At 69.6% G+C, this 26,373-nt stretch carries 28 protein-coding genes and 1 tRNA gene; 7 read left to right on the top strand and 22 right to left on the bottom strand.

Features of this window, described 5'->3' with window-relative positions; genetic code table 11:
* The first annotated feature begins 14 nt into the window (after nt 1-14).
* A complete protein-coding gene (locus IE226_RS07250) occupies nt 15-614 on the top strand; it encodes an ArsR/SmtB family transcription factor (RefSeq protein ID WP_190080204.1) in 600 nt (199 codons plus the stop codon).
* Nucleotides 615-762: 148 nt separating this feature from the next.
* Here the strand turns inward: IE226_RS07250 and IE226_RS07245 are convergent, their stop codons facing one another.
* The 8 genes from IE226_RS07245 to IE226_RS07210 form a co-directional block, all read right to left on the bottom strand.
* Nucleotides 763-1,569 (bottom strand): S16 family serine protease, encoded by an 807-nt coding sequence (locus IE226_RS07245; protein WP_190080203.1) that lies wholly within the window; start codon nt 1,567-1,569, stop codon nt 763-765.
* A 145-nt stretch (nt 1,570-1,714) separates the two neighbouring features.
* Entirely contained in the window at nt 1,715-2,356 is a 642-nt protein-coding gene (locus tag IE226_RS07240; RefSeq protein ID WP_190080202.1) for an IclR family transcriptional regulator, read from the bottom strand.
* A 335-nt stretch (nt 2,357-2,691) separates the two neighbouring features.
* Nucleotides 2,692-4,491, bottom strand: coding sequence for a DEAD/DEAH box helicase (locus IE226_RS07235; RefSeq protein ID WP_190080201.1), 1,800 nt, complete (start codon nt 4,489-4,491; stop codon nt 2,692-2,694).
* A gap of 111 nt (nt 4,492-4,602) precedes the next feature.
* The gene (locus IE226_RS07230; protein ID WP_190080200.1) at nt 4,603-4,986 is read right to left on the bottom strand and encodes a type II toxin-antitoxin system death-on-curing family toxin; all 384 of its coding nucleotides are present in this window, start codon (nt 4,984-4,986) and stop codon (nt 4,603-4,605) included.
* Nucleotides 4,987-5,184, bottom strand: a complete 198-nt coding sequence (locus IE226_RS07225; protein ID WP_013003224.1) for an Arc family DNA-binding protein — start codon at nt 5,182-5,184, stop codon at nt 4,987-4,989.
* Between the two features lie 45 nt (nt 5,185-5,229).
* On the bottom strand, nt 5,230-6,681 hold the full coding sequence (locus IE226_RS07220; RefSeq protein WP_190080199.1) for an MFS transporter: 1,452 nt from the start codon (nt 6,679-6,681) through the stop codon (nt 5,230-5,232).
* A gap of 98 nt (nt 6,682-6,779) precedes the next feature.
* Nucleotides 6,780-7,052, bottom strand: coding sequence for a DUF397 domain-containing protein (locus IE226_RS07215; protein WP_190080198.1), 273 nt, complete (start codon nt 7,050-7,052; stop codon nt 6,780-6,782).
* Nucleotides 7,049-7,921 (bottom strand): helix-turn-helix domain-containing protein, encoded by an 873-nt coding sequence (locus tag IE226_RS07210; protein ID WP_190080197.1) that lies wholly within the window; start codon nt 7,919-7,921, stop codon nt 7,049-7,051. Before IE226_RS07210 ends, IE226_RS07215 begins: the two co-directional genes overlap by 4 nt.
* Before the next feature lie 156 nt (nt 7,922-8,077).
* Here IE226_RS07210 and IE226_RS07205 point away from each other — a divergent pair, with 156 nt between their 5' ends.
* The 5 genes from IE226_RS07205 to IE226_RS07185 all read left to right on the top strand — a co-directional run bounded on the left by IE226_RS07205 (nt 8,078) and on the right by IE226_RS07185 (nt 10,318).
* Nucleotides 8,078-8,509 (top strand): ATP-binding protein, encoded by a 432-nt coding sequence (locus IE226_RS07205; protein WP_190080196.1) that lies wholly within the window; start codon nt 8,078-8,080, stop codon nt 8,507-8,509.
* A 264-nt stretch (nt 8,510-8,773) separates the two neighbouring features.
* A complete protein-coding gene (locus IE226_RS07200) occupies nt 8,774-9,580 on the top strand; it encodes a helix-turn-helix domain-containing protein (RefSeq protein WP_190080195.1) in 807 nt (268 codons plus the stop codon).
* 74 nt (nt 9,581-9,654) lie between these two features.
* Nucleotides 9,655-9,903 carry a hypothetical protein gene (locus tag IE226_RS07195; RefSeq protein ID WP_190080194.1) on the top strand — a complete coding sequence of 83 codons (249 nt, stop codon included), beginning with the start codon at nt 9,655-9,657 and terminating at the stop codon, nt 9,901-9,903.
* A complete protein-coding gene (locus IE226_RS07190; protein ID WP_190080193.1) occupies nt 9,900-10,142 on the top strand; it encodes a hypothetical protein in 243 nt (80 codons plus the stop codon). Before IE226_RS07195 ends, IE226_RS07190 begins: the two co-directional genes overlap by 4 nt.
* Nucleotides 10,143-10,243: 101 nt before the next feature.
* Nucleotides 10,244-10,318, top strand: a tRNA-Cys gene (locus IE226_RS07185).
* A 29-nt stretch (nt 10,319-10,347) separates the two neighbouring features.
* Here IE226_RS07185 and IE226_RS07180 read toward each other — a convergent pair.
* The 12 genes from IE226_RS07180 to IE226_RS07125 form a co-directional block, all read right to left on the bottom strand.
* Nucleotides 10,348-10,881 (bottom strand): AAA family ATPase, encoded by a 534-nt coding sequence (locus IE226_RS07180; protein WP_268251278.1) that lies wholly within the window; start codon nt 10,879-10,881, stop codon nt 10,348-10,350.
* Between the two features lie 2 nt (nt 10,882-10,883).
* On the bottom strand, nt 10,884-13,196 hold the full coding sequence (locus IE226_RS07175) for a xanthine dehydrogenase family protein molybdopterin-binding subunit (RefSeq protein ID WP_190080192.1): 2,313 nt from the start codon (nt 13,194-13,196) through the stop codon (nt 10,884-10,886).
* Nucleotides 13,193-14,941 carry a (2Fe-2S)-binding protein gene (locus IE226_RS07170; RefSeq protein ID WP_190080191.1) on the bottom strand — a complete coding sequence of 583 codons (1,749 nt, stop codon included), beginning with the start codon at nt 14,939-14,941 and terminating at the stop codon, nt 13,193-13,195. The genes IE226_RS07175 and IE226_RS07170 overlap by 4 nt, the downstream gene beginning before the upstream one ends.
* On the bottom strand, nt 14,938-15,840 hold the full coding sequence (locus IE226_RS07165) for an FAD binding domain-containing protein (RefSeq protein WP_190080190.1): 903 nt from the start codon (nt 15,838-15,840) through the stop codon (nt 14,938-14,940). Before IE226_RS07165 ends, IE226_RS07170 begins: the two co-directional genes overlap by 4 nt.
* A 296-nt stretch (nt 15,841-16,136) precedes the next feature.
* A complete protein-coding gene (locus IE226_RS07160; RefSeq protein ID WP_190080189.1) occupies nt 16,137-17,753 on the bottom strand; it encodes a beta-N-acetylhexosaminidase in 1,617 nt (538 codons plus the stop codon).
* Between the two features lie 116 nt (nt 17,754-17,869).
* The gene (locus IE226_RS07155; RefSeq protein WP_160505308.1) at nt 17,870-18,178 is read right to left on the bottom strand and encodes a DUF3039 domain-containing protein; all 309 of its coding nucleotides are present in this window, start codon (nt 18,176-18,178) and stop codon (nt 17,870-17,872) included.
* Between the two features lie 136 nt (nt 18,179-18,314).
* Entirely contained in the window at nt 18,315-18,863 is a 549-nt protein-coding gene (locus IE226_RS07150) for a hypothetical protein (protein WP_190080188.1), read from the bottom strand.
* Nucleotides 18,860-19,573: a hypothetical protein gene (locus tag IE226_RS07145; RefSeq protein ID WP_190080187.1), complete on the bottom strand. Its 714-nt coding sequence runs from the start codon at nt 19,571-19,573 to the stop codon at nt 18,860-18,862. The genes IE226_RS07150 and IE226_RS07145 overlap by 4 nt, the downstream gene beginning before the upstream one ends.
* A complete protein-coding gene (locus IE226_RS07140) occupies nt 19,570-20,157 on the bottom strand; it encodes a hypothetical protein (protein ID WP_190080186.1) in 588 nt (195 codons plus the stop codon). Before IE226_RS07140 ends, IE226_RS07145 begins: the two co-directional genes overlap by 4 nt.
* A 9-nt stretch (nt 20,158-20,166) precedes the next feature.
* Complete coding sequence (locus IE226_RS07135; RefSeq protein WP_190080185.1) at nt 20,167-21,441, bottom strand: putative T7SS-secreted protein; 1,275 nt, start codon at nt 21,439-21,441, stop codon at nt 20,167-20,169.
* The gene (locus IE226_RS07130) at nt 21,438-21,752 is read right to left on the bottom strand and encodes a hypothetical protein (RefSeq protein ID WP_229870597.1); all 315 of its coding nucleotides are present in this window, start codon (nt 21,750-21,752) and stop codon (nt 21,438-21,440) included. Before IE226_RS07130 ends, IE226_RS07135 begins: the two co-directional genes overlap by 4 nt.
* Nucleotides 21,753-21,919: 167 nt before the next feature.
* Nucleotides 21,920-22,537, bottom strand: a complete 618-nt coding sequence (locus IE226_RS07125; RefSeq protein WP_190080183.1) for a YqgE/AlgH family protein — start codon at nt 22,535-22,537, stop codon at nt 21,920-21,922.
* A 245-nt stretch (nt 22,538-22,782) separates the two neighbouring features.
* On the opposite strand from IE226_RS07125, the gene murA reads away from it, so the two are divergent.
* Nucleotides 22,783-24,126, top strand: a complete 1,344-nt coding sequence (gene murA / locus IE226_RS07120) for a UDP-N-acetylglucosamine 1-carboxyvinyltransferase (RefSeq protein WP_190080182.1) — start codon at nt 22,783-22,785, stop codon at nt 24,124-24,126.
* 91 nt (nt 24,127-24,217) lie between these two features.
* Here murA and IE226_RS07115 read toward each other — a convergent pair whose 3' ends face one another.
* Nucleotides 24,218-24,499: an HU family DNA-binding protein gene (locus tag IE226_RS07115; RefSeq protein WP_016645140.1), complete on the bottom strand. Its 282-nt coding sequence runs from the start codon at nt 24,497-24,499 to the stop codon at nt 24,218-24,220.
* A gap of 296 nt (nt 24,500-24,795) precedes the next feature.
* Nucleotides 24,796-26,229: an NAD-dependent malic enzyme gene (locus IE226_RS07110; protein WP_190080181.1), complete on the bottom strand. Its 1,434-nt coding sequence runs from the start codon at nt 26,227-26,229 to the stop codon at nt 24,796-24,798.
* Nucleotides 26,230-26,373 lie beyond the last annotated feature (144 nt).

Here is a 26,373-nt window from a genome sequence, read left to right as displayed (position 1 = left end):
CCTATCGTCGAGGCATGACGGACGGCGTGACAGAACCCGAGAGCCGCAAGATCCACACCCTCACCCCCCACTCCCTGCGGGGCCTGGCCCACCCTCTGCGCATCCAGCTGCTCACCTCGCTGCGAAAGCAGGGCGCGGCCACGGCCTCCCAACTGGCGGAGCGCCTGGGCGAGTCAAGCGGTGCGACGAGCTACCACCTGCGCCAGCTCGCCGCGCACGGCTTCGTCGAGGACGCGCCGGGGCGGGGCAAGGGGCGCGAACGCTGGTGGCAGTCGACGCACCAGGGCACACGCCTCGACGAGTCGCTCATGGCCGACCCGGACCCGACGGTGCGCGGCGCGGTCGCCGTCTACCTCCACGAGGTGGCGGCCTTCCACGCCTCGGAAGTCTCCACCTGGATCGGCACGCAGCACGACTGGTCCCCGGAGTGGACGGAGAGCGCCGACATCAGCGACTACACCCTGCGCCTGACACCCGAGCTCACCGCGGAGCTGAACGGCCGGATCAACGAACTCATCGAGAGCTACCGCCCGTTGGCGGTCGACGAGAGCACACCGGACTCCGCAAGGGTGCGCCTGCACACCCACGTCTTCCCGACGCACTACACCGAGTGAGAGGCCTCAGCCATGCATCCCGACGTCCATCTCGTGCTGCACCGCACCCGTGCCGCCGAACTCCACCGAGCGGCGCCTTTACGGAAACGCCGGCCCCACCTGCGATCTCAACTGGGCTGGACCATGGTCGAGTTCGGCCTTCGGCTGGTCAGCAGCTCGGAACCTTCCCGCCCCGCTCCAGGGAACGCAGCGCGTCGACCGTGCCCTTCAGTGTCTTGACCGGAATCAGCCGCAGGCCCTTCGGCAGCTCCGCCTGAGCGTCCGAGCACTCGGCCTCGGGGACCAGGAAGACGCTCGCCCCGTCACGCTTGGCGGCCTGCGTCTTCATCGAGACACCGCCGACCGGGCCGACCTTGCCGTCATCGGCGATCGTGCCGGTGCCCGCGATCTTCCGGCCGCCCGTGAGATCCCCGCCGCTGCCGTTTCCGTCGATCATGTCGATGATGCCGAGCGAGAGAAAGAGGCCCGCGCTGGGCCCGCCGATCTTGCCGAGGTCGACCTTCACCTTCACCTTGCCGGTGCCGTCCACGCCGTTCTCCTTCAGGTAGGAGAGCGCGGCCTGCGTGGCCGTGTCCTGCGACTTCTTCATGTCGCCGAGGTTGTGCTTCTCGACTTCCTCGTCGTTGTCGCCGGTGGGGTACACCGAGTCCTTCGGCATCACGGACCGGTCCGTACGGAACCAGCCGTCCACCACGTCACCCAGGCTCACGTCCATCTCGGGACCCGTCGCCACGATCGTCGTCATACGCAGCTGCCCGCTCGTCTCGCGGGTGGGCGCACCGCTGATCGTGATGACCGGCTTGCCCTCGCTCTCGCCGAGCACGTTCGCCGTCGACCCCGGCTGAGCCACCGCGAACGGCAACGGCGCCAGCGCGGTGACGGCAAGCAGGGCGACCACGGGTACGGCACAGACGGCGAGGGCCTTGGGGCGCGTGAGACTGGAGAGGGAGAACACGGGATCAATCTAACGGACGAGGATTTGCGTCCGCCCTGTCAGGCGAGACGGACGAGCGGGTATCAAGCCCGTCCGGCGTTTGAGGACGAACCCGGCGGAGCCGGTGATTTACCGTACCGACAGACACCGGCTCGCCCGCGCGGTCTCAGCGCAACGCATCGGCTACCTCACGCGCCGCATCCACCACCCGCGGCCCCACCCGCTCCGGCACCGAGTCCGACAGCATCACGACGCCCACGCTGCCCTCTATGCCGGTGACGCCCACCAGCGGCGCCGCGGCCCCGCTCGCGCCCGCCTCCAGCTCTCCGTGCGTGAGGGCGTAACCGGGGTCGGTGGCCAGGCCCTGTCTGGCGGCGAGGATCGCGCGGCCCGCGGCGCCCCGGTCCAGCGGGTGCCGGAAGCCGGTGCGGTAGGCCACGTGGTAATCAGTCCAGGTCGGCTCGACGACGGCGACGGCAAGTGCCTCGGTGCCGTCGACCAGCGTCAGATGCGCCGTGGCGCCTATGTCCTCGGCGAGGGAGCGAAGGGCGGGCAGCGCGGCCTCGCGCACCAGCGGATGCACTTGGCGGCCCAGGCGAAGCACCCCGAGGCCGACCCTGGCCCGGCCGCCCAGGTCACGGCGGACCAGGGCATGCTGCTCAAGGGTGGCGAGGAGGCGGTACACCACGGTGCGGTTCACGCCGAGCTTGTTCGAGAGCTCGGTGACGGTGAGCCCGTGATCGGTGTCGGCCAACAACTTGAGGACACGCAGCCCTCGGTCGAGGGTCTGGGAAGTCTCCGCGGTCACGACGCCCACTCCTTAGGTGAGGGTCGACGGCCCCTTTACGGCGGTTGCGTCGCCGGTCCCGTGGGCGACGCGCGTCAGAGGCCGCCGGTCGGAACTCCGGCTGCGCTCCGCGGCGGCGCTGCCACGGGGCGTGTACGTTGCGGGGACATTAGCGAGACCGTCCCGCTCAGCGGAAGACTCAGTCCAGAATCCGGGCACGGGACCGGCTATTAGGGGCCGCAATGCCCCATACGCGGGGCTCGCGGACGGGGGTACGCACGACTCCCCCACACATGGAACGCACCCCTCCTCCCCCGTCACCGAGAGGGACCCTTAACTTCAGCCGGGAAGGACCCCTACTTCATGCGGGTGGCCCACTCCCCGACCTTCGCGATGCGCTGCCGCAGCTGCCCGGCGGTGGCCTCGGCGCTCGGCGGTCCGCCGCAGGTGCGGCGCAGCTCGGTGTGGATCACGCCGTGCGGCTTCCCGCTCTGGTGGGAGTACGCGCCGACCATGGTGTTGAGCTGCTTCCTCAGCTCCAGCATCTCCTTGTGGGAGACCACGGGCCGCCGCTCGGCGGGCAGTTCGAGCAGGTCGGCCTCCTCGTCGGGCCGCTTCTTGCTGTGCGCGATCTGCCGGGCCTGCCGCTTCTGGAGCAGCATCTGCACCTGGTCGGGTTCGAGGAGCCCCGGGATGCCCAGATAGTCCTGCTCCTCCTCGCTCCCCGGGTGGGCCTGCATCCCGAACTCGGCACCATCGAAAAGAACCCGGTCGAAGACGGCGTCGGACTCAAGGGCCTCGAAGGAGAACTGCTCCTGCTCGCCGGTGTCCTCGTCCTGCTCCTTGTTCGCCTCGTCCATCTCCTTCTCGGACTCGGCGTAGGGGTCCTCTTCGCCTTCCTTCTTCGGCTTGTCGAGCACGTGGTCGCGCTCGACCTCCATCTCGTTGGCGTGGCCGAGCAGGTCGGGGACCGTGGGCAGGAAGACGGACGCGGTCTCGCCGCGCCGCCGGGAACGTACGAAACGGCCCACTGCCTGCGCGAAGAAGAGCGGCGTGGAGATCGTGGTCGCGTACACGCCCACCGCGAGGCGCGGCACGTCGACGCCCTCGGACACCATGCGGACGGCGACCATCCACCGGTCGGTGCTCGCGGTGAAGTCGTCGATCCGCTTGGAGGCGCCCTGGTCGTCGGAGAGGACGACGGTGGCCTTCTCCCCGGTGAGCTCGCGGATCAGCTTGGCGTAGGAACGGGCGGAGTCCTGGTCGGAGGCGATGACGAGGCCGCCGGCGTCCGGGATGGCCTTCCGCACCTCGGTGAGCCGCTGGTCAGCGGCTTTCAGCACATTCGGCATCCACTCGCCGCGCGCGTCAAGGGCCGTCCGCCAGGCCTGCGAGATGGCGTCCTTGGTCATCGGCTCGCCGAGCCGCGCGGCGATCTCGTCGCCGGCCTTGGTCCGCCAGCGCATGTTGCCGGAGTAGGAGAGGAAGATGACGGGGCGCACGACGCCGTCGGCGAGCGCGCTCCCGTAGCCGTACGTGTAGTCGGCGGCCGACCGCCGGATGCCGTCGTTCCCCTCCTCGTACGCGACGAAGGGGATCGGGTTGGTGTCGGAGCGGAACGGCGTACCGGTGAGCGCGAGCCGCCGGGTCGCGGGCTCGAAGGCTTCGAGGCAGGCCTCGCCCCACGACTTCGAGTCACCGGCGTGGTGGATCTCGTCGAGGATGACGAGGGTCTTGCGCTGTTCGACCCGATTCCGGTGGAGCATGGGCCGCACGCCGACACCCGCGTACGTGATGGCGACGCCCTGGTACTCCTTGCTGAGCGGCCCCGCGCTGTACTCCGGGTCCAGCTTGATCCCTATGCGGGCCGCCGCCTCCGCCCACTGCTTCTTCAGATGCTCGGTCGGCGCGACCACCGTCACCTGCTGCACGACATGGTGGTGCAGCAGCCAGGACGCGAGCGTCAGCGCGAACGTCGTCTTGCCTGCGCCGGGTGTCGCGACGGCCAGGAAATCACGCGGCTGCTCCTGGAGGTACCGCTCCATCGCGCCCTGCTGCCAGGCACGCAGCTTGTTGGCGGTGCCCCAGGGGGCGCGGCCGGGGAAGGCGGGAGAGAGGTGGTGGGAGGAGGCGGAGTTGGCGGCGGTGGTAGTCACGGTCTCCGGATTTTTGCAGCTCGGGTACGTACGACAACCGGGCCACCCTACCGGTGCCCCTGCCGCTTCCCGGGGTTGACGGCATCACGTCAGCCCTGGGTGCGACAGGGGTCACACGGCCTCGTGCAACCCTCGCAGTCGCCGGGAGATCAGCCCCACGTCGTCCAGACCGCCACTGGCCACCTCGATGACGAGCTTGTACGCCTCGTCCTGGTCCACGTCGATCATGTCAGTGCCGTTGAAGTCCAGGAACACGACGGTGCTCATCCACGCCATGCGCTTGTTGCCGTCGACCAAAGGGTGGTTCACCGCAAGCGACTGGAGCAGCGCGGCGGCCTTCTCGAACAGGTCCGTGTACGCCTCGACGCCGAACATCTGAGACTGGGGACGGTGTACTGCCGAGCTGAGCAGCCCCAGATCACGTACGGCGATCTCCTGCTCCCCGCAGGCGAGCTCCGCCAGGTCCAGGACCTCCTGAACCGTGAGGTACTTCATCTACTCCCCCAGCCTCCGCAGCAAGTCGGCGTGGCCCGCCGCGTACTTGGCCCCCAGGCGGCGGACAGTCGCACGGTCCGCCTCCTGCTCCAGATACCGGTCGATCGCCTGAAGCACTATGGCGTGCATGCTGCGCCCCTCCTCCTCAGCACGCAGCTTGAGCGCCTCCTGCTGGTCGTCGCGCAGACGAAGGTTCATAGCCATACCGCAATGGTACTGCGAGTGGGGTCAGAGTGGTACCACTTACGCCGACCGCTCCCGTAGCCGCGTAGCCACCCAAGCCCCCACCAGCGCCACCGCAGCCATCGGCAGGAATACGGCGACGAAGGCCGCCGGATGCGAGGCGCCCGCCCCGGTGGAGCCGTGCGCGTCCACCATGCCGCCGCCGAGTGCGGCGAAGGCGGCGCCCCCGGCGGCGAGCAGCAGGGCGTTGGAGAGGCCGTCGGAGATCTGCAGTGCGGCGGAGTTCGCGCCCGCGTCCTCGGGCGGCGAGAGCCGGAGCAGCAGGACGCTCGTCGAGCCGATGACGGCGCCCATGCCGAGGCAGCCGAAGGCCCAGGCCACGGCGAGGATCCACACCGGGACGGCGTCGATCAGGACCGTGGGCGCGGTGGCGATGGCGGCGGCGACCAGGAGCATCCCGGCGACCATGAGCCGGGTCCGGTACGGCTCCATGGCCGGCCGCGACTGTACGAACGATCCGAACGCCCAGGTCGCACCGCCCACGGCGAGCGAGAGCCCCGCCAGGGTCGGCGAGAGCCCGCGCTGGGTGACGAGCATCAGCGGCACGAAGGACTCGGCGGCGATGAACGACCCGGCGGCGATGCCGCGAAGGAGCACGACGGACGGCAGGCCGTGGGCCGCCCGGTACGTGCCGCGCGGCAGCAGCCCGAGGACGGCGGGCACGAGCACGGCCGCGCCGAGCACGGCGGGCAGCAACGAGAGCCAGCGCAGCTCCTGCCCCGCGTACTGGAGGAGCCCGGCCCCCAGCGAGATGCCGAGCGCGAGCCGGATACGACGCCGGTCGAAGGGACCGGCAGGTGCGTCGGAGACCGGCCCTGCCGCCCGGCGGCGGATCTGCGGCAGGGCGAGCGCGAGCGGCGCCGCGACGAGCACCGGGATACCGAGGAAGACCCAGCGCCAGCCCAGATGCTCGGTGACGGTCCCGGAGACCAGCGGGCCCACCACTGACGGCACGACCCAGCTGGCCGCGAACGCGGCGAGGATGGACGGGCGCAGATGCTCCGGGTAGGCGCGGCTGACGACGACGTACAGCGCGACGATGACGAGCCCGCCGCCGAGCCCTTGCACGGCGCGGCCGAGGATGAACATCCACATGGCCTGCGCGGTCCCGGACAGGACGAGGCCCGCCGCGAAGCCGCCGATGCCGGTGGCGAGCGGTCCAAGGGGCCCGCGCCGGTCGGCCCACTGCCCGGCGAGCACCATGCCGAAGAGGCTGGTGGTGAAGTACGCGGAGAAACCGAAGGCGTAGAGGGAGACGCCGTCGAGCTCACGGGCGGCCACCGGCATCGCGGTCCCGACGGCGGTCGCCTCGAAGGCGATGAGCAGAACCACGGAGACGATACCGAGACTGAGCGCGCGATAGGGAGCGCGCAGCACTCCGCCCTTGAGCTCGGACGGCGGGACTATCGGGGCGGCCGTGACTTCGGCGTCACGTGGTTCCAGGGCGGTCATGCTGGCCAGCGTAAGGGGCGTGGCAGGCTTTGACCCCTGTCCGGGGTCCGGGGACCTCTGGTTCCTTGGTCGTACGTCTCCGGCTACCTGCGGTCAGCTCAGCTTTCGGAGGCGTACGTCACGAAGTCGCTCCATGCGGCGAGGGTGACGGCCAGCTGGGGGCCAGGGGTGTTCTTGGAGTCGCGGATGTGGATGGTGGCGGGGGTGGTGGCTACCTCGACGCAGTCGCCTGACTCGTTACTGCTGCTATAGCTGCTTTTATGCCATTCCAGGGCGATCTCGACGCACGAGTCTCCCTCGCTGCCACTGCTGTAACTGCTCTTGAACCACTCCAGCCCGGAGGCGTCTCCGTCAGAAGCCTTGCGGATCATGTCTCTCCCAGCATTTGCTCGATGAAGGCCAGTGACTGCCGTGGCCTGAGGGCCTGAGCCCGGATCATTCCATAGCGCAACTCAAGGATCCTGAGCTGCTTCGGGTCGGAAACAGGGCGACCGCCGAACGCCCCATCGGAGCGCCCAACTGCCGTGCCGTCACGGAACTTCAGCACTTCGATCAGTCCTCCCATTCCGGCATGGTCCTCGCAGTCGAGCGGCATCACTTGGAAGGTGACATTCCGCAACTGGGCTACGGTCACCAAGTGTTCAAGCTGCCGACGCAGCACCATTCTTCCTCCGATGGTGCGCCGTAGCGTCGCCTCTTCCTGGACGAAGTTGAGGGTTGGCGCAGGGGAACGTTCGAAGACCGCCCGCCGGGCCATACGCGCTGCCACGTCTCGCTCCACTTGATCCTGCGTGTACGAGGGGTGCCGCATCTCGAACAGCGCCCGCATGTGCTCTTCGGTTTGCAGAAGGCCGTGGATGTTGTGGTGGCTGTAAAGCCCGATCTCGACCGCCTGTGCCTCCAGCTTCGCCAGATCCCTGGCCTTCTTCGGGTACCGCGCCTTCTCCAGGTCCTTCTTCATCGCGGAGACAAGCCCTCCCGCGCCGAGGACCTCGTCCACCTTGTCCAGGTACTCAGGTCGCGGGATCCGTGCCCCGCGCTCAACCTTCCGGACCTGGTCCTCCCCGTACCCAATCGCCTCCGCGAACTCGGCCGCACGAAGCCCCGCAGCCTCCCTCCGCAACTTGAGGTGGTGACCGATCGCCTCGACCACCGCGCTGATCTCGTCCTCCGGGTCGACGTCCCAACCGGGCTCGTCCGCCCCGTCATTACGCCCCTCGCCGCCACGTTCCGTGCCCACCGCGCCACCTCCGACGTACCGTCCAAGCCCAACGCGCACTCGTACCCGAACGTCACCAGGGACAGCCGGGACAAGCCGGGACAAGCGCGGGACAAACGCGGTACGCACAGCCCGCGCCGCTGTTCACGGTACGCACGCGCGGCCACTCTGAGTGACGTGAATCAAGAAACCACCCGCACCTCGATCCCCGTACATCAGTTCACGATCCTGCTCTCCGCCACCCGTAGAGGCGCCCGCCTGGCACGACTGCTGGCAGGCGAGCAACTTCGCAGCTGGGGCATGCCGTTCGAGGCGGCCGAGCAGATCGTCGCCGAGCTGGCGAACAACGCCGCGCTGCACGGCCACGTACCCGGCAGAAGCTTCCGCTTGGCGCTCAAGATCGGCGAGGCGGCCACGCTCCGTATCGAGGTGACGGACGCGAGGGCGGACCGCCGCCCGCCGGAAGCAGCCCAACCCCCGCCTCTGTACGCCGAGTCGGGCCGGGGCCTGCTCCTGGTCGCCGCCCTGTCCGACCGCTGGGGCACGGAACCGGGGTCGCCCCCTTGCAAAACCGTCTGGGCGGAAATCGATGCCCCTGTCCCCACGTGACCGCATCGAGGATTCCGCGTCCCGGCGGACCCGCGATCGGTGGGGCGCGACATCAAGTACGTAAGAAACGAGGGAGAGAACCTCCCCACCCGCCCCAAACCCCGCCGCCGTCACTCACACGGGTGATCTACCCCAACCCAACTGGCGCATATGCCAGTTCACCGTGCAAGCTCGGCCTCGACAACTCCAGACATGAGACGGCCCTCGCCGGGACTGGCATCCCAATGCGAGGGCCTGATCACCGAGGAAGATAAGAGCTTCCCGATGACTGAGCAGCAGCTTAACGCGCACCCGTGCGCGGAACCCCCGGTTCCGTCCAGCGGCATCCGGCACATCGACCGCCGCCACCCCGACCGCTTCACCGTCGTCGGCAATCACCTCACCCAGCATCGCGAGCTGAGCCTCACGGCGATTGGCCTGGCCGCCCACATCCAGTCGCTGCCCGCAGGCGCCAAGGTCAGCATCAAACGCCTGGCGGACCGCTTCCCCGAAGGGGAGGTCCGCATCGCGGCGGCCCTGCGCGAGCTGGAGGCCCACGGCTACCTCACCCGCACACGCGAGCGTCTGCCGTCGGGCCAGGTGATCACGCGAACGGTGTCGTACAACAACCCGCCCGCGATGACGGTGAGCGCACAGCCGCCGCCGAAGCCCGCGCCAGCACCCCCTGAAGCTCCCCTCCCCCTGCCCCGCCCCCTCCCCGAGGCGCACGACAACACCGCGACCACCCTCCTCACGGACCTGCGGCGCCACGACCCCCGCCTCCTTCTCGCCGAACGCGACGTGCGCCGCCTCGCACCGGCGGCCACGGCATGGCTGGACCGGGGCATCACCCCGGAGGCGGTGCGCCGCACGCTCACAGCGGGGCTCCCAGCCACCCCGATCCACCACCCGGCAGCCCTGCTGGCCCACCGCCTGACGGAATTCCTCCCACCGCCGATCCCGCCCGCCCCGACGGCCCCACCACGCCCGGACCCCCTCCAGAACTGCGACCACTGCGACCGCGCCTTCCGCGCCCCGGGACCGGGCCGCTGCCGCGACTGCACCGTGCACTCCGCCACGGCGGCGGCGTAAGCCGAAGAGAGAAGAGACGACAGAGCACCATGAAGAATCGCTACCGTGACTGCGGAGCCAGAAGGGAGCGCATCATGGCCGAGCCGCTCAAAACCGTGATCGACGGGGTAGAGGTCGAGGTGCCCAACAGCATTCCCGCCATTCGCGAGGCCTTGCCGGAACGCAGGCGCGAGGAATTCGACCAGGAGATCAACTCGGCCGGTGTGCACGAGATCCACGCAGTGATGCGGCACTGGATGTTCGAGGCGGTGCCGGACCCGGTGGCCGACGCGATCATGGACCGCCTCGCCCGCGAGGAAGCGGAGAGGAACAGCGCCGCGTGACCTACCGCATCTCCTACGCGCCGCCCGCCGACGACACCTTGGCGAAGATGGCGAGGTCCGAGACGTTCAAGGCGGCCGTGGAGCGAACACTGGGCGTTGATCCATACGGTCACGGCTCCATTGCCCTCGGAAAGGACGCGGATCGCAGGGAGGCCACCATTCACGGCGTCTTCCTCCGGTACTACGTCTCGGGTTCGATCCTGACCGTCACGGTCGTCCGGCTGATCCCGGCACCTTGAAACATGAACGCCGTATGGCAGTCCCGTTGCAGCAGCCGGAGATTCCTTGAGCGAACCCGCCGGCCACGGCTACGTTCAACGAGTCAAGTCATCGACAACTTGGCCGTGTGCCCGAGTGGCTCAGGGGCTGGACTGCAAATCCAGTAACGCGGGTTCGATTCCCGCCACGGCCTCCAGAGAATTGCCCGAAGGATTCCCCGAGGATTCAGACCCGCGCCTCGTCGAGCCCCGCGAGAATCGCGTCCACCGTCTCCTCGACCGTCAGGTCACTGCTGTCCAGCCAGAGCCCGACCCTCGGGGTGGTCGACCGCATGCCCGTGTCCAGGTCCTCCACGGTCCACGCGCCGTACCCGGTCTTGCCGCGGCCGGCCTCCCGCGCGGCGACCGCGTCCGGGCGCGGGGCGAGGACGACGACGTGCACGGGACGGGTGTGCAGGAGATCGACGTACGTCTTCAACTCCTCGCCCAGGATGACGTCCTGGACCACCGCGACGAAGCCCGCGGCGGCGTACGCGTCGGCCGTCGCGGCCGACAGGCCGTAGCGCAGGCGCAGTTGTGCCGCCGCCTCGTCCGACGCGCCGGGCTCGTACTCCTGACCGCCCGACACGATCATCCGGCGGAAGACGTCACCCCGTACGTGCGCCGCACGCGGCAGCCGCTCGGCGAGAGCCTGCGCCACCGTGGACTTGCCCGCGGCCATGATCCCGGTGATGACGACGACACCGGTCAGCGGCGGCACCGTCACGTCGCCACCGCCGCCTGCGGGCGGATCGGGAGGCGGTTCACCGGGCGGCCGGTGGCGGCCCGTACCGCCGACGCCACCGCCGCCGGAGTCGCCACGACCGGCACCGCGCTCGCCGCCTTCGCGCCGAAGGGAGCCACCACGTCCCGCTCCTCCACCAGCTTCACGATGCGGATGTCGGGGGTGTCCAGGGCGGTCGGGAGCGCGTAGCCCGTGAGATCCGGGTGGCGGACCAGGCCGCGCGGCGTGCGGAGGTTCTCCGTGAGCGCCGCGCCGACTCCCTGCGTGACGCCCGCCTCGATACGTACCTTCAGCTGGGTCGGGTTCAGGATGCGGCCCACGTCCTGGGCGACCGCCAGCTCCACGACCCGGACCGAGCCGATCTCGATGTCCACGTCCACGACCGCGCGGATCGCGCAGAACGCCATGCCCACGAAGGCATCGCCCTGCCCTGCCTCGTCGAGGGGCTCGGTGGGATGCGGGCGGCACTGGGCCGTGGCCCACAGTTCCTTGCCGTCCATCGCCTCCGTCACCGTCGTGCTGAGCACACCGTCGTACGAGGTGATCTTGCCGTCGGTGATCTGGAGCAGTTCCGTGGACATCCCGAACTTGTGGGCCAGGGGCTGGAGAAGCTGCGTGCGGACCATCTTCGCCGCGCGCTCCACCGCGCCGCCCGACACCCAGGTGTGGCGGCCGTGGCAGCTCGGTCCTGCCGGGGGCTGGTCCGTGTCGACGGGGGCCACGCGGACGTCGTCGATGCCCAGGGTCTCCTGGACGATCTGGCGGGCGAGCGTCGAGAAGCCCTGGCCCGTCTCGACCGCCGCGCAGATGACCGTCGCGACGCCGTCGTGGACCTTCACCGTGGCCGTGGAGACCTCGTCCGTGCCTTCGGCGCCCAGGAGCTGGACCATGCCGAGGCCGTAGCCGACGCCCCGGCGCACCGCGGCCGGTTCGCCCGCGCCCTCGGGTCCGCCGGGCAGCAGCCACTCGTCCTCGGGAGTGTCCTTGGGCAGCTCGGGGAGGGGGAAGTCCCGTACGGCGGCGAGGAGTTCGGCCACGGGAGCCGGGCATGTCACCGTCTGGCCGGTGGGCAGGATGTCGCCGGTGGCCATCGCGTTGCGCAGCCGCACCTCGGCCGGGTCGATGCCCAGCTTCTTGGCGATCTTGTCCATCTGGGCCTCGTACGCGGCGCACACCTGCATGGCGCCCTCGCCCCGGACGTGTCCGGACGGCGGGTTGTTCGTACGCACCGCCCAGCCCTCGATGAAGGCGTTCGGGACGACGTACGGACCGCAGGCGAAGGAAACGGCCGCGGCGAGCGCGTCCGACGAGGTGTCCGCGTACGCGCCCGCGTCGAGCAGGACCTGCGCCTCGACCTTCACCAACTTGCCCTCGGCGTCGGCGTGATGGCGGTAACGGAGCAGCGTCGGGTGGCGGTGGGCGTGGCCCAGGAAGGACTCCTCGCGGGTCGCCGTCAGCTTCACCGGGCAGCCCGTCGTCAATGCGAGAAGGCCGAGCGGAAGGTGGAATCCCGCGTCCTCGCGGTCGGCGGTGGCGCCGGGGACGCCGGTCACGACGACCTTCACGATGTCCGGGTCGATGCCGTAGCAGGACGCGGCCATGTCGCGGTCGGTGTGCGGGTCGGTGGAGGCGATGTACAGCTCCACGCCGCCGTCCGGGCGCGGCACGGCGAGCCCCGCCTCCGCGCCGATCGGCGCCGGGTCCTGGCGGCCGATGCGGTACAGGCCCTCGACGACGAGTTCGCCCGCCGCCTCCGGGTCGCCGTGCCGCAGCGGGATGTGCCGGATCAGGTTGCCGTCGGGGTGCAGGGGCTCGGCGGCGAACGCCTTCTCGGGGTCGGTGACCGGTTCGAGCACCTCGTACTCGACGAAGATCGCCGCGGCGGCCATCCGCGCGGTGTCGGGGTGGTCGGCGGCCACGGCGGCGATGGGCTCGCCGTGGTGGCGTACGACGTCGGAGGCGAAGAACGGGCGGTCCGCGGTCTTGCGGCCGTGCAGCGCCTGGCCCGGCACGTCCTCATGCGTGACGACGGAGCGCACGCCCGGCATCTCGCGCGCCTGGGACGTGTCGATGGAGACGATGCGCGCGTGCGCGTGCGGCGAGCGCAGGACGGCCGCCCACAGCAGGCCCTCCGCCCACAGGTCGGCCGCGTAGGGGAACGTGCCCTCCGTCTTGGCACGGGACTCGGCCGACGGCAGCGAGGCGCCGATGCCGTGCGGCAGCGGCTCGGGGCCGGGCTGCGTCTCCACTGCGGTCGCGGTGTGCGCCGTCGCCGCGGCTTCGTTGCTCACGCCTGGCCTCCGTCCTGGCCGTAGGGACCTTCGTACGTGCCGTCCTGCGCCGCCGGGTTGACGCCTCCGGCGCCGGGCCCGGCCTGGTGCGGAATACGCGCCTCGCCCGGCTGGTCGTCCTGTACCGAAGGCTCCGCGGCGGCGGCGGACGCCTCACGCTCGGCGACCACCTCCTGCACGGCGTCGAGGACGCCGCGGTAGCCGGAGCAGCGGCAGAGGTTCCCGCACAGGGCGCGGCGGGCCTCCAGGTCGGTCGGGGCGGGGTTGCCTTCGAGCAGGTCGTGCACGGTCATCGCCATGCCGGGCACGCAGAAGCCGCACTGGACGGCACCGCAGGCGGCGAGCGCCCGCTGCACGTCGGAGGGTCTGCCGTCGGCGGCGAGGCCCTCGACGGTGCGGACCTCGCTGCCGGCGGCGGTGGCCGCGGGCACCAGGCAGGAGGCGACGAGACGGCCGTCCACCTGGACGTTGCAGGCACCGCACTCGCCCTGCGAGCAGCCGTCCTTGGCGCCCGCGAGGCCGAGGCGCTCGCGCAGGACGTAGAGCAGGGACTCGCCGATCCAGGCGTCGGTGACGGGGCGGTCGGCGCCGTTGACGCGCAGGACGTACGAGCAGAGGGGGTGTTCGTCGCCGAGTGCGGTGGCGGTGATGGCGGGGTCCGCAGGGGCTTCTTCGGCGGGTTCCGGGGCGGATTCCGGGGTGGTTTCGGGGGCGGCCTCAGGCTCGGCGGCGGCTTCGGCGTCCGTTTCGGCCGGGGTGTCCGTCTCGGCCTCGACCTCGGCCTCGGGCTCCGCCTCGGCTTCGGGCTCGGGCTCTGCCTCCGCTTCGGCCTCTGCTGCGGCTTCGGCTTCGGGCTCCGGCTCGTGGACGGGTTCGGGACCGGGCTCCGGCTCCGCGGGCGCCTCGGGCACCGCCACATGCATCTCGGGCGCGACAGGCGCCTCGGGGACGAACGCCTCCGGGGGCACCACGGGCTCGTGGTGCTGCGGCTGGACGTACGGCTGCGGCTCGACGTGCTGGTGCGGCTGGTGCTGCTCGTGCGGCGGGTGCTGCTCGTGCGGCGGGACGTACGGCTGCGACTGCGGCTCGACGTACTGGTGCGGCTCCACGTGCGCCTGCTGCGACTGCTGCGACTGCTGCGACTGCTGTGCCGGCTCCGACCACGGCGCGCCCGCGCCCGCGCCTCCGGTCGCCCACGGCGCCGGAGCTCCGCCCGGCAGCGTCGCGGGCGGCGTACCGCCCCACTGCGCGGTGAGCGACGACGCGGTGAACTCGCCCGATTCATCCGGAAGATCACCATTGGCGACGGGGATCGACCACTGCCCGGTGACATCGGCAGGAGCCGGGGCGGCGGACGCGTGCTCCTCCGCCTCGTGGAAGTTCCACTGCCCGGTGGCCCGCGGGTCGTACGCGTGCTCCTGTACGTCACTGCCGTCGTGACCGGCGGCGGGCCCGGCCGCCTCGCTTGCCTCGCCCACGGTGGGCCACTGCACGTTCTGCACGCCGGTGACCTCGGGCGGCATGGCCCAGACGCCCGTGGCTGCCGGGTCGGTCGCGTCGGCGCTCGTCGGGGTGACCGTTATCTGCGGCGGCACATAGCCGTGTCCGGGCGCGGCGAGCGGCGAGTGGTCGAAGGAGTCGAGCGCGCCTTCCGGCAGCTGCACGAACGCCGTGGCGTCCGAGTCGTACTCGCCCTGCGGATGCGGCTGCCAGCCGCCGTTGTTGTTGTTCTGCTCGTCGGTCACGACAGCGCCCTCCCCAGTGCTCGTCGGGCCAGCGCGGCGACGGTGCGCCGCAGGTGCAGTACGGCGGGCGGCAGCGGCTGCGGGGAGCCGTCCTCCGCCGGGGGCTGATCGGGGATGCAGGCGGCGGCGACGTACTCGCCGAAGGCGGTGAGCGCCTCCGGCACGATCGTCCGCTCGCCGTCCCAGTCGATCAGCGACGCGACCCACTGCTCGGCCTCCAGGGGCCGCAGCGGCATCGGCGCGACGGCGCCGACGGCGCAGCGCACACCGCGCCGCGCGGGATCGAGGACCAGCGCGACGGACGCGGTGGCGCGGCCGGGGCCGGTCCGTCCCGTCGCCTTCAGGAAGACCTGGGGGGCGTGCAGGAGCGGCAGCCGTACGAAGCCGATCAGCTCGCCGGGCCGGAGCATGTCCATCCCCGCGAGCAGGTGCGACACGGGCACCTCGCGGCGCGCGCCGCCGGGCCCCGCGATGATGAGCACGGCTTCCAGGGCGGCCAGGACGGGCAGGGTGTCGCCGGTGGGGCCCGCGGTGGCGATGTTGCCGCCGAGGGTGCCCGCGTTGCGGATCTGCGGAGGCCCCGCGGCGCGTGCGGCCGCGGCGAGCGCGGGGATGAGGGCGGCGAAGTCGGGCCGCCCGACGCGTGCGTGCGTGAGGCCCGCGCCGAGCAGCGCGTGACCGTCCTGGTACTGCCAGCCGCGGATCTCGCTGATGCGGCCGAGGCCGACGAGCGCGGCGGGGCGCAGGAGGCCCGCGTTGACGGAGGCCATGAGGTCGGTGCCGCCGGCCACGGGCACGGCGGCGGGCATCGCGGCGAGCGCCTCCACGGCCTCGTCCAACGTCGCAGGCAGCGTCGCCGTCTGCGCTGTGTGCGCCGCCTGCGGTGCGTGCGTGCTCAAAACCGGCTGCCCCTTCCCGATGCCCGGCGGCTTTCTCGCCGTTCTCACCGTTACGCCTGTTCCGCCGTACGGTACGTGCTCACGGCCCGGACGTGGCAACTCTGGCACATCTTCCCCGGCCCCCGGCGCGGGGGTCCGCTAGGAGTCATTCGTCCGCAGACCCGGAAGATGTGCCGTTTCGCACGCCCTCGCCGGTCAGCGGGAATTGCCACTCTTCGGTGACTCTTGTACGCCTTTCGTCCGGCTGCCCACGCTGACAGCGCGGGCAGCCCGACACGCGGACTACGGGGTGTGCCTCACACGTTCGGGGGCGCCCCGTCGATCGGGCGTCCGAGCACACCCGGGCGCTTCTGCCACGGCAACGGGCCGCCGGGCGGGCGGTAGTCGACGCCGAGTGCGTCAAGTCGCGCGTAATGCGGAGTCATTCGCCGCTCGAAGTCCGCGAAGTCACGCTCGGCGGGCGCCGGCAGCGTGCTCCAGGCGACCTCGGCGAAGGCGGCGAGGCGCGGGAACACCTGGTAGTCCACGCGTGCGTGGTACTCCATCACCTCGGTCCAGACGTTGGCCTGGGTTCCGAGCACGTGCCGGGCCTCCTCCTCGGTGAGCTGCGGCGGCACCGGCTCGAAGCGGTACACGTCCTCCAGGGTGCGGACGAAGCCGATGGGCACGGGCTCGTCGGGGCCGCCGTCCTGGCGGTGGTCCAAGTACACCTGCTGCTCGGGGCACATGACGACGTCGTGACCTGCCTTGGCCGCCGCGATGCCGCCCCCGTATCCACGCCAGGAGGACACGGTGGCTCCGTCGGCGAGGCCCCCTTCGAGGATCTCGTCCCAGCCGATGAGCCGGCGCCCGCGAGCCGTGAGCCAGCTGTCGAAGTGCCGGATGAACCAGCTCTGCAGCCCGTCCTCGTCACCGACGCCCAGTTCCTTGATGCGGGCCTGCGCGGCGGGCGACGCCTTCCACTGGTCCTTGGGGCACTCGTCCCCTCCCACGTGGATGAAGGTGGAGGGAAAGAGCTCCAGCAGCTCCTCGAACACGCCCTCGTAGAAACGGAGGGTGTTCTCGGTCGGTGCGAGGACGTTCGGATTGACGCCCCAGCTGTCCCAGACGCCGAGCGACGCGGTGTCGACGACGTCGGTGTTGCCGAGCTCCGGGTAGGCGTGGATGGCGGCCTGCGAGTGCCCGGGGATGTCGATCTCGGGTACGACGGCGATGTGCCGCTCATGGGCGTACGCGACGATCTCGCGGATGTCGTCCTGCGTGTAGAAGCCGCCGTGCGGGGTGTCGTTCCACAGCTCGGAGGCGCGGTGTCCCCACTTCGTGCGCGGCCGCCAGGACGACTCCTCCGTCAGCTTCGGGTAGCGCTTGATCTCGACGCGCCAGCCCTGGTCGTCGGAGAGGTGGAAGTGGAAGACGTTCAGCTTGTGGGCGGCGAGCAGGTCCAGGTACCGCAGAACACCGTCCTTGGGCATGAAATGCCGGGCCACGTCGAGCATCATGCCCCGCCAGCCGAAGCGCGGGCTGTCCTCGATGAGGCACCCGGGGACGGCGTACCGCCCGGCCGCCCGCAGCGGGGCCCGCCGGAACGCCTCGGGACCGACGAGCTGGCGCAGGGTCTGCGCACCCCAGAAGACGCCGGGTGCGGCGCCGCCTGCGATCTCGATACCGCTCTGTGTCGCGCTGAGCCGGTACGCCTCGGGGGCGAGGGAGTCATCGACCGCCAGCGAGACACCGGCGCCCTCACCCGGCGCCAGGGGCAGACCGAGCGCGCCGCCGAGGGTGGCGCGCAGCCAGCGCTCGGTGGACTCGGTGCCGGGGCCGGCCCGCAGCGCGGTCGACGAGTCGAGGATGAAGCCTTCGGAATGCGGTCCCTCGGCGCGCGCGGGCGCGGGGATGAGTTGCTCAAAGGTCATGCGGCGAGGCTGCCACGCGGTTGCACAACGCAAAAGGGGCGTTGCGGTACACGCAACGCCCCTGAGGCGAGGAGGCTCGTAACGGCTTCCCGGTGCGGGTGGGGTGCGGGCGCGGGCTACTTCTTCCCGCCGCCCTTGCCGTCCTTGCCGCCCTTGTCCTTGTCGCCGCCGGCGCTCATGGACTCGTAGATCTCCTTGCACATGGGGCAGACGGGGTACTTCTTCGGGTCACGACCCGGCACCCACACTTTGCCGCAGAGCGCGACGACGGGCGTACCGTCCAGCGCGCTCGCCATGATCTTGTCCTTCTGGACATAATGCGCGAAGCGCTCGTGGTCACCGTCACCGCTCGACACCTGCGGCGTCGGCTCAACGAGGGTCCCCGTACCTGCCCCGCGCTCGGGCTCGGGCTCAAGAGTGCTCATGGCATCCAAGGGTACCTACGCGGACCGCTTACGGGCATCGCCTGTGCCCGCGCGGGCAGCAGTCGCGTGATGCCCCCGGTGGCCAGACCACGAACGCGCCCTCGCTCATCTCCTCGTCCTCACCCTCAGCCGTGCCTCACACCCACCTCAACGAGTACGCGATCGCGTCACACAGATCACCCATAGAGCTCTCCGTACCACTCAGCGGCACGGAGAACGCGAGGACCAGATAGCCCACGCCGCCGGGCATGCGCACATGGAAGTCCAACGTCGTCTCCGTGACGGCGCGGACCACGTCCCCTGCCGGGAACTCGCCGGTGGTGATCTGCGTCCCCGCCCCCCTACGCCGGGTCAGTGTCTCTGCCAGATCGGCGACGTCCGGCGCAAGCCCAGGAGGCGTGGGCAACAGAGAGACCAATAGCGAAGCGGGGCAGGCCGAGTCCTGGGGCGCCTCGGTCTTGAGGAAGAACTCCAGTGCCCCCTGCGCGACCCCGGTCTCGGCGGTGTTGCGCAAAGTCGTCCAGACGCCGCGCCGCGTCTCCCCGGAGACACCGCTGTCCGCCGCCTCCCGGTCCACGAACGTTTTCAGCTGACTGCGCCACCGCTCCAGCGTCAGGTCGACGCGGAACCAATCGCGGGGTACGAGGATCCGGTAGTCCGAAGGCGGCGCCATGGTGTCGCTCATGCGACCGCGTCCAGATCCGGGATGATCAGTGGCTCGCCGTCCGCCTCGAACAAGCGGATGCTGCTCACGATGTTCCCGAACATCGTTGCAAACGGATCCCACCCCGCCGGTGTCGGCGTGCTCATCTCCATCACCAGCGTGGTGCCGTTCGGCAGCGGGACGTAGACGCGGATGAACGACGTCGGAAGGGCAAGACCCTGCGGATCCTCCGTCAGCTCGCCGGTCACCTTGTCCTCGCGCGTGCCGGTGCACGACACCGCGGGGCCACACGGGAGTTGGATTTCCGTGACTTCACCCATGTCCTCCCGCCGCAGGCTGGACGCAATTGCCGCGATCGGATCCTGATCGTCGCCTTCAGGGCTGTCGGTCAGCGCCGCGTAGACGGTGGCCGTGCACGGGGTCTCATCAACCGCACCGACGCAGACAGCCGCGAACTCGGCGCCCGCCGCCAGCAGATCGTCCATGCCGAGAGCGCAAATTACCGCGAACTTCAGCCACTCCTCGACCTCGGTTCCGGGCAGCGCCTTCTGGGCGAGTTCCTCAATGAGCCGGACCGCCTCGTCCTCGTCCTCCACGTGAATGGGAATGTCGTGGAAGATCTCCGGCATCACCCAGCGGACGTGAATACCATCGGCCTCTATATCATTGACGTCGGGTGCCGCCTGCGTGGGAATGAATTCCAGGCGGGACGGCACAGTGGGGGCGGTCACTTGGGGGCATTACCTTCCGGAAGGGACGGAGCCGGTAGCTCCGGTGCGCCGGGGAAGAACTTCCGCGACGATGCGTACATGCCGTAGTGGGGATACAGAAGGGGTACGTCGGCACCACCGTTGCGGGCAATGACGACGATCTTCCGGTAGAGACGCACTCGGCACCGCATGTTGCGATTGGACACGTCAAGCAAGCTGCGTCGCCTCAACAGGTACATCGCAAGCAGCAAACCGCAGACGATCAAGGCATCCGCAACGATGAACCCGACCTGGAACGGCCGTGGCCTCGTCGAGGCGACCAAGTCCCAGAACGGCCATGCACCGGCCACGAAAACGACCACGGGCAGCGCAAAAAGGCAGCCGAGAACTCCCGCTTTCGACGTGTCCTGGCTCCGATAGAACAGCAGCCGGAGCACAGCTTCGTCGTCGAGGAAATCGAAGTCCACCTCCTTGCCATATCTTTCCGCGGCCTCACGGGCCGCTGGGACAGTGGCGATGACACTGGCAGGGATCAGGTCGTGAACCTCCCCTCCGTCGTCGACAAACTGGCGGTTCTCCATGGCGTGGAAATCGCTTGTCAGCACATGCTCTCCTTACCCTGCGGGCGCCAGTGCACCGTGGAATGGCGCGGAGGCCGGGCTCGGCCGCGGCGAGGGCGAGGGCGTACTCGGCGTCGACGGCGTACTTGGTGGCGTACCCGGGTGAGGGCGAGCGCCTGGGCCCGTCCCAGGGGTGATGTGGTTCGGTTTGTCATCCTCTGGTGGCAGGATGCGCTGCAGTTTGATGAAGGAGTCCACCCCCAGTTTGGTCAGGGCGGCCCCCTTGATGAAGCGGGTGACGTTCTCCGGATGCCAGCCTCCGGCCGGGATCTTCGAACCCCATTTGCCCAGCAGCTTGGACGCGACGCCGGCACCTCGGTTGATGTTCTTCACTGCGATGCCGTTGGTGAACATTCCCCATACGGTGCGCTGCGCGGTGGTAAGGCGCGCACCCTTGGCAGCCGCGGTGAGCCCCTTCAGAGCGCCGAGGCCAGGAATGATACCCAGCACGTCGATGGTGATCGCCATCCAATCGAACTTTCCGCCCCGCGCAAAAAGATCGTACAACCGACCAGACAAGGCAGTAGCACTCATCGCGGCGGCAGCGACAATGAGGAAAGCGGCAGCGCCACCCGTCAGGACGACCGCTGCCACCAGAGCCGCCACTGCGAGAACTGTCGCCGCGGCCGTGAACCAATCTGCGTGATCCGCGATCCAGTTCATGAACCCACCAGGATCCCGGACCCCGTCGTGATGAATCACGGTCTTGATCTTCTTCGCAGCCGCACTCGCCGCGTCATCGCGGATCTCCACCGCGTTCATGATCTGCTGTCGGTGGTGAGCCATCACCGAGGTGGCGTCGTCCTGCTTCTTCTGCTGCTTCGTGCGTTCGGTACCGTCCTCCTTCGACGACGGCACCGTCCCCTTGGTTTTCTCCAGCTCCTTCATGGCGGCCTTCTGCTCGACCTCCGCCTTACGGAACTCCTCAAGCGCCTTGTCCGCCATGCGCTGCGCCCGGTGCAACTCGCTGGCGTACTCCTTGGACTCGCCCTCCCTGACCTTGGTGCCCAGAGCGTCCGCAGCCTCGTCATAGCGATCGAACGCTTTCTTCAGACGCCCCGCTGTGTCGCCTGCAACCTCGTGGAAGGCGCGCCCGGCGTCGCTGTCCCAGCTCTCGACGGACGCCAGTGCCTTGATGTTCCGCGCCTGCTTGTCGATCTCCTCCGCCATGCCGCGCAGCTTCTTGCCGAGGCGCGCGACCTCATACGGATCACCCGGCACCGGGTCGGAGTCATAGAGAGGGGTCCAGTCGCTCGGCCGCCTGCTCACTTCTTCCCCTTCTTTCCACTCTTCTTGGCGTCCCGGAGCGCTTGCGCGAGCTCGTGGTCAATGTCCTCGTACGCCTTGGCGGCATCAGCCGTGATCTTGGCGAGGTTTTCGATGTCCTTGTTGAGCTTCTTGCGCGTTTTCTTCCACGTGGTGGAGAAATCGTCGAAAATCTCGCGCAGCTTGTCGCTGCCCAAGTCCTTCTCGTAGCCGTCGGAAGGGTCGCCGTTCTCCTTGAACTCACGGTGGATGCGGTAAAGCGACTCCGAGCAATCTTTGATGAGGTCGAGGTCGTATCTGGTTCTGTCCGACACGGGCTCATACCCCCCGCGCATACGAAGCCACCGCGAGAGCGGGTGACTTGGGCGGATTGCGGCGCTTCACGGTCAACTCCCGTATGCAAGACGTCAAGTACGCATCACGACGCTATCCGTGTCACGCGTGGTCACGCTACCGAGGACCGTTCTGAGGCGCCGCCCGCTCAGTTCAGCGAAGCGTCATCCGGATAAGTCGCCACCATGGCCAGCTCGCTCCGCTGTCGGCGGAGTACCGCTCGCCACAAGCGCTCCGGGGACGGCGAGGAGACGTCGCCGGGTTCTGACTCGACCACGTACCAGGCGCCCTCCGCCAGTTCGTCCTCTAGTTGGCCCGGGCCCCAGCCCGCGTAGCCGGCGAAGATGCGCAGGGAGCCCAGTGCGGGGGCCAGTAGTTCGGGGGGTGTGTCCAGGTCGACCAGGCCGATCGCGCCGTGCACGCGGCGCCAGCCGATCGGCTCCCCTCTGACCGGGCGCGGCCGGGAGCGGGGAGAGGACGGAGCGGAGCCCTCCTCACCGGGGATCACCGCCACGCCGAGCGCGGAGTCGAGCGAGACGGGGCCGCCCTGGAAGACGACCCCCGGCGCGCCCGCCAAGTCGCCCCAGCCCTCCAGGATGTCCGCGACGTCCACCGGCGTGGGCCGGTTGAGGACCACGCCGAGTGAGCCCTCCTCGTCGTGGTCGAGGAGCAGCACCACCGCGCGGTCGAAGTTCGGGTCCGCCAGGGCAGGCGTGGCCACGAGCAGCCGCCCTGTGAGCGAGGACACCTCGGTCATGAACGACATGATCCCGCATCTTTGCCCCGCGGGGGGAGGCAATGCCCGTACAGGAGTGAATGCAGCTCAGGGGCGCACTGGCGCGTCCGGAGCGCACTTTTTCGGCGGTGACCCGGAGTGTCCGGTTCCGAACGGTTCGTGTTGTCACGAACTCATGACGTGTTCTGGACGCACTTGGCCTTACGGGAAGGGGGTACACGCCCATTACGCTTGCCCTTTGGTCCACCCGTCCATCCAATCGGAACGCGAGATTCATGACCGTCACCGACGATGTACTGCTTGTCCACGGCGGAACCCCGCTGGAGGGCGAGATCCGTGTCCGCGGCGCGAAGAACCTCGTGCCCAAGGCCATGGTCGCCGCGCTGCTCGGCAGCGCTCCGAGCAGGCTGCGCAATGTCCCCGACATCCGTGACGTGCGCGTCGTACGCGGACTCCTGCAGCTGCATGGCGTGACGGTCCGCCCCGGTGAGGAGCCGGGCGAGCTGGTCATGGACCCCTCGCACGTGGAGAGTGCCAACGTCGCGGACATCGACGCCCACGCCGGGTCGTCGCGCATCCCGATTCTCTTCTGCGGGCCGCTCCTGCACCGCCTCGGGCACGCCTTCATCCCCGGCCTCGGCGGCTGCGACATCGGCGGCCGGCCCATCGACTTCCACTTCGAGGTGCTCCGCCAGTTCGGCGCCACGATCGAGAAGCGTGAGGGCGGCCAGTACCTGGAGGCCCCGCAGCGGCTGCGCGGCACGAAGATCAAGCTGCCGTACCCCTCCGTCGGCGCCACCGAGCAGGTGCTCCTCACCGCCGTGCTCGCGGAAGGCGTCACCGAGCTCTCGAACGCCGCCGTCGAGCCCGAGATCGAAGACCTCATCTGCGTCCTGCAGAAAATGGGCGCGATCATCGCGATGGACACCGACCGGACCATAAGGGTCACCGGTGTCGACAGCCTGGGCGGCTACAACCACCACGCCCTCTCGGACCGCCTGGAGGCCGCCTCCTGGGCTTCCGCGGCCCTGGCGACCGAAGGCAACATCTACGTCCGCGGCGCGCAGCAGCGCTCGATGATGACGTTCCTGAACACCTACCGGAAGGTGGGCGGTGCCTTCGAGATCGACGACGAGGGCATCCGCTTCTGGCACCCGGGCGGCTCGCTCAACGCGATCGCCCTGGAGACGGACGTGCACCCCGGCTTCCAGACGGACTGGCAGCAGCCGCTCGTCGTCGCCCTGACGCAGGCCGCGGGCCTGTCGATCGTGCACGAGACGGTGTACGAGTCGCGGCTGGGCTTCACCTCCGCGCTCAACCAGATGGGCGCACACATCCAGCTCTACCGCGAGTGCCTCGGCGGTTCCGACTGCCGCTTCGGGCAGCGCAACTTCCTCCACTCGGCGGTCGTGAGCGGCCCCACGAAGCTCCAGGGCGCCGATCTGGTCATTCCCGACCTGCGCGGCGGCTTCTCGTACCTGATCGCGGCTCTGGCGGCGCAGGGCACGTCCCGCGTGCACGGCATCGACCTGATCAACCGCGGCTACGAGAACTTCATGGACAAGCTCGTGGAGCTCGGCGCGAAGGTGGAGCTGCCCGGCAGGGCGACGCTCGCCTAGAGCCCGGTCACACACGCGCACGCGCGTACGGAACACACAGAAGGGGCGGTCACCCACCGGGTGACCGCCCCTTCTGCTTGCTGCCTTGAGGCTACTTGCCCTTGGCGGCTTCCTTGAGCTTGGAGCCCGCCGAAACCTTGACGCTGTAGCCGGCCGGGATGTTGATCGGCTCGCCGGTCTGCGGGTTCCGGGCGGTGCGAGCGGCACGGTGGGTGCGCTCGAAGGTCAGGAAGCCGGGGATGGTGACCTTCTCGTCGCCCTTGGCAACGATCTCGCCGACGGTCTCGGCGAACGCCGCCAGCACGGCGTCGGCGTCCTTGCGGGTCACCTCGGCGCGGTCGGCCAGCGCGGCCACCAGCTCACTGCGGTTCATGTTTGTACTCCCGTGTTCTTCTTGCCGTTGAGGCGTGCCACGCGGCGGGGCCGCATGATGGGCACAGCGAAGCCGATGCTGCCAGGGTCCTCGGTCAGGCCCCGGACCCGGGTCCGTCGTCCGGACCCTCGCGCCCAGAAAGGCATCCTGCCCCCACCTGCGGCGGTAAAGCCAATCCGGGGCCCTCGCCGGGTCCCACGAAAGGCTTCACCGCCCCCTGAAGGTGGCAGTCGGGGGCGCGCTTCCACGCCACCCTAGAGGGCCTTTGCGGGCCCCGCGTTCCACGACGCGCCGTTCTACGGGGCCGTGGCCGCTGTCACAGTCACCCCGGCGGCCTTCGCCGCGCTGCGCACCGCATCGGCGACCGCGCCCGCGACCTTGTCGTTGAAGACGCTGGGGATGATGTAGTTCGGGTTGAGCTCGTCCTCGGCGACGACGTCCGCGAGGGCGCCTGCCGCCGCCAGCATCATCTCCGTGTTGACGGTGCGCGACTGGGCGTCGAGCAGACCGCGGAAGACGCCGGGGAAGACCAGGACGTTGTTGATCTGGTTCGGGAAGTCCGAGCGGCCCGTCGCCACGACGGCCGCCGTCTGACGGGCGATCGTGGGCTCGACCTCGGGGTCGGGGTTCGCGAGCGCGAACACAATGGCGCCCTCGGCCATGGCCGCGACATCGGCCGCGCCCAGGACGTTCGGAGCCGAGACGCCGATGAAGACGTCGGCGCCGACGACCGCTTCCTTGAGGGTGCCGCGGGCGCCCTCGGGGTTGGTGTTGTCGGCGATCCAGCGCAGCGGCGAGTCCGGCGCGGCGTCCACGAGGTCCTCGCGGTCCGCGTGCACGACGCCGTGGATGTCGGCCACGACGGCGTTCTTCACGCCGGCCGCGAGGAGCAGCTTGAGGATGGCCGTACCGGCCGCGCCCGCACCGGACATGACGACGCGTACGTCGCCGATTCCCTTGCCCACCACGCGAAGTGCGTTGGTCAGCGCGGCGAGCACGACGATCGCGGTGCCGTGCTGGTCGTCGTGGAAGACGGGGATGTCGAGGGCCTCGCGCAGCCGCGCCTCGATCTCGAAGCAGCGCGGCGCCGAGATGTCCTCGAGGTTGATGCCCGCGAAGCCGGGGGCGATCGCCTTGACGATCTCGACGATCGCGTCGGTGTCCTGGGTGTCCAGGCAGATCGGCCAGGCGTCGATGCCGGCGAAGCGCTTGAAGAGGGCCGCCTTGCCCTCCATGACGGGCAGGGCGGCCTTCGGGCCGATGTTGCCGAGACCGAGGACGGCCGAACCGTCCGTTACGACCGCAACGGAGTTTCGCTTGATCGTGAGGCGGCGCGCGTCCTCGGGGTTCTCGGCGATCGCCATGCACACGCGGGCCACGCCCGGGGTGTAGATCATGGAGAGGTCGTCACGGTTGCGGATGGGGTGCTTGGACGCCATCTCGATCTTGCCGCCGAGGTGCATCAGGAACGTACGGTCGGAGACCTTGCCGACGGTGACGCCCTCGATGGTGCGCAACTGGGCGACGATCTCGTCGCCGTGCGTCGTGGAGGTCGCCGCGATCGTGACGTCGATCCGGAGTGCCTCATGGCCGGAAGCCGTGACGTCGAGGCCGGTCACCGAGCCTCCGTGGGACTCGACGGCCGTGGTGATCTGGGAGACCGCGGTGCCGCTCGCGGGCACCTCCAACCGGACCGTGTTCGAGTAGGAGACGCTGGGCGCCGTTGCCATGGCCGACTTCCTCTGCTTTCACCGTGTTGCTCTTGCCGTCCGATCGTCGCACCTACCACTGAGTACGTGGTAGCCGCCTCGGATTGCGAACTTTTCGTTCACCAGCTTTTCGGAAACTAGTTTCCACCATACGAGAAGTTGAGG

The organism is Streptomyces longisporoflavus, assembly GCF_014649775.1.
GTDB classification, from domain to species: domain Bacteria; phylum Actinomycetota; class Actinomycetes; order Streptomycetales; family Streptomycetaceae; genus Streptomyces; species Streptomyces longisporoflavus.
The sequence above is the reverse complement of the archived record's forward strand: the minus strand, read 5'-3'. Positions and strand labels throughout refer to the sequence as shown.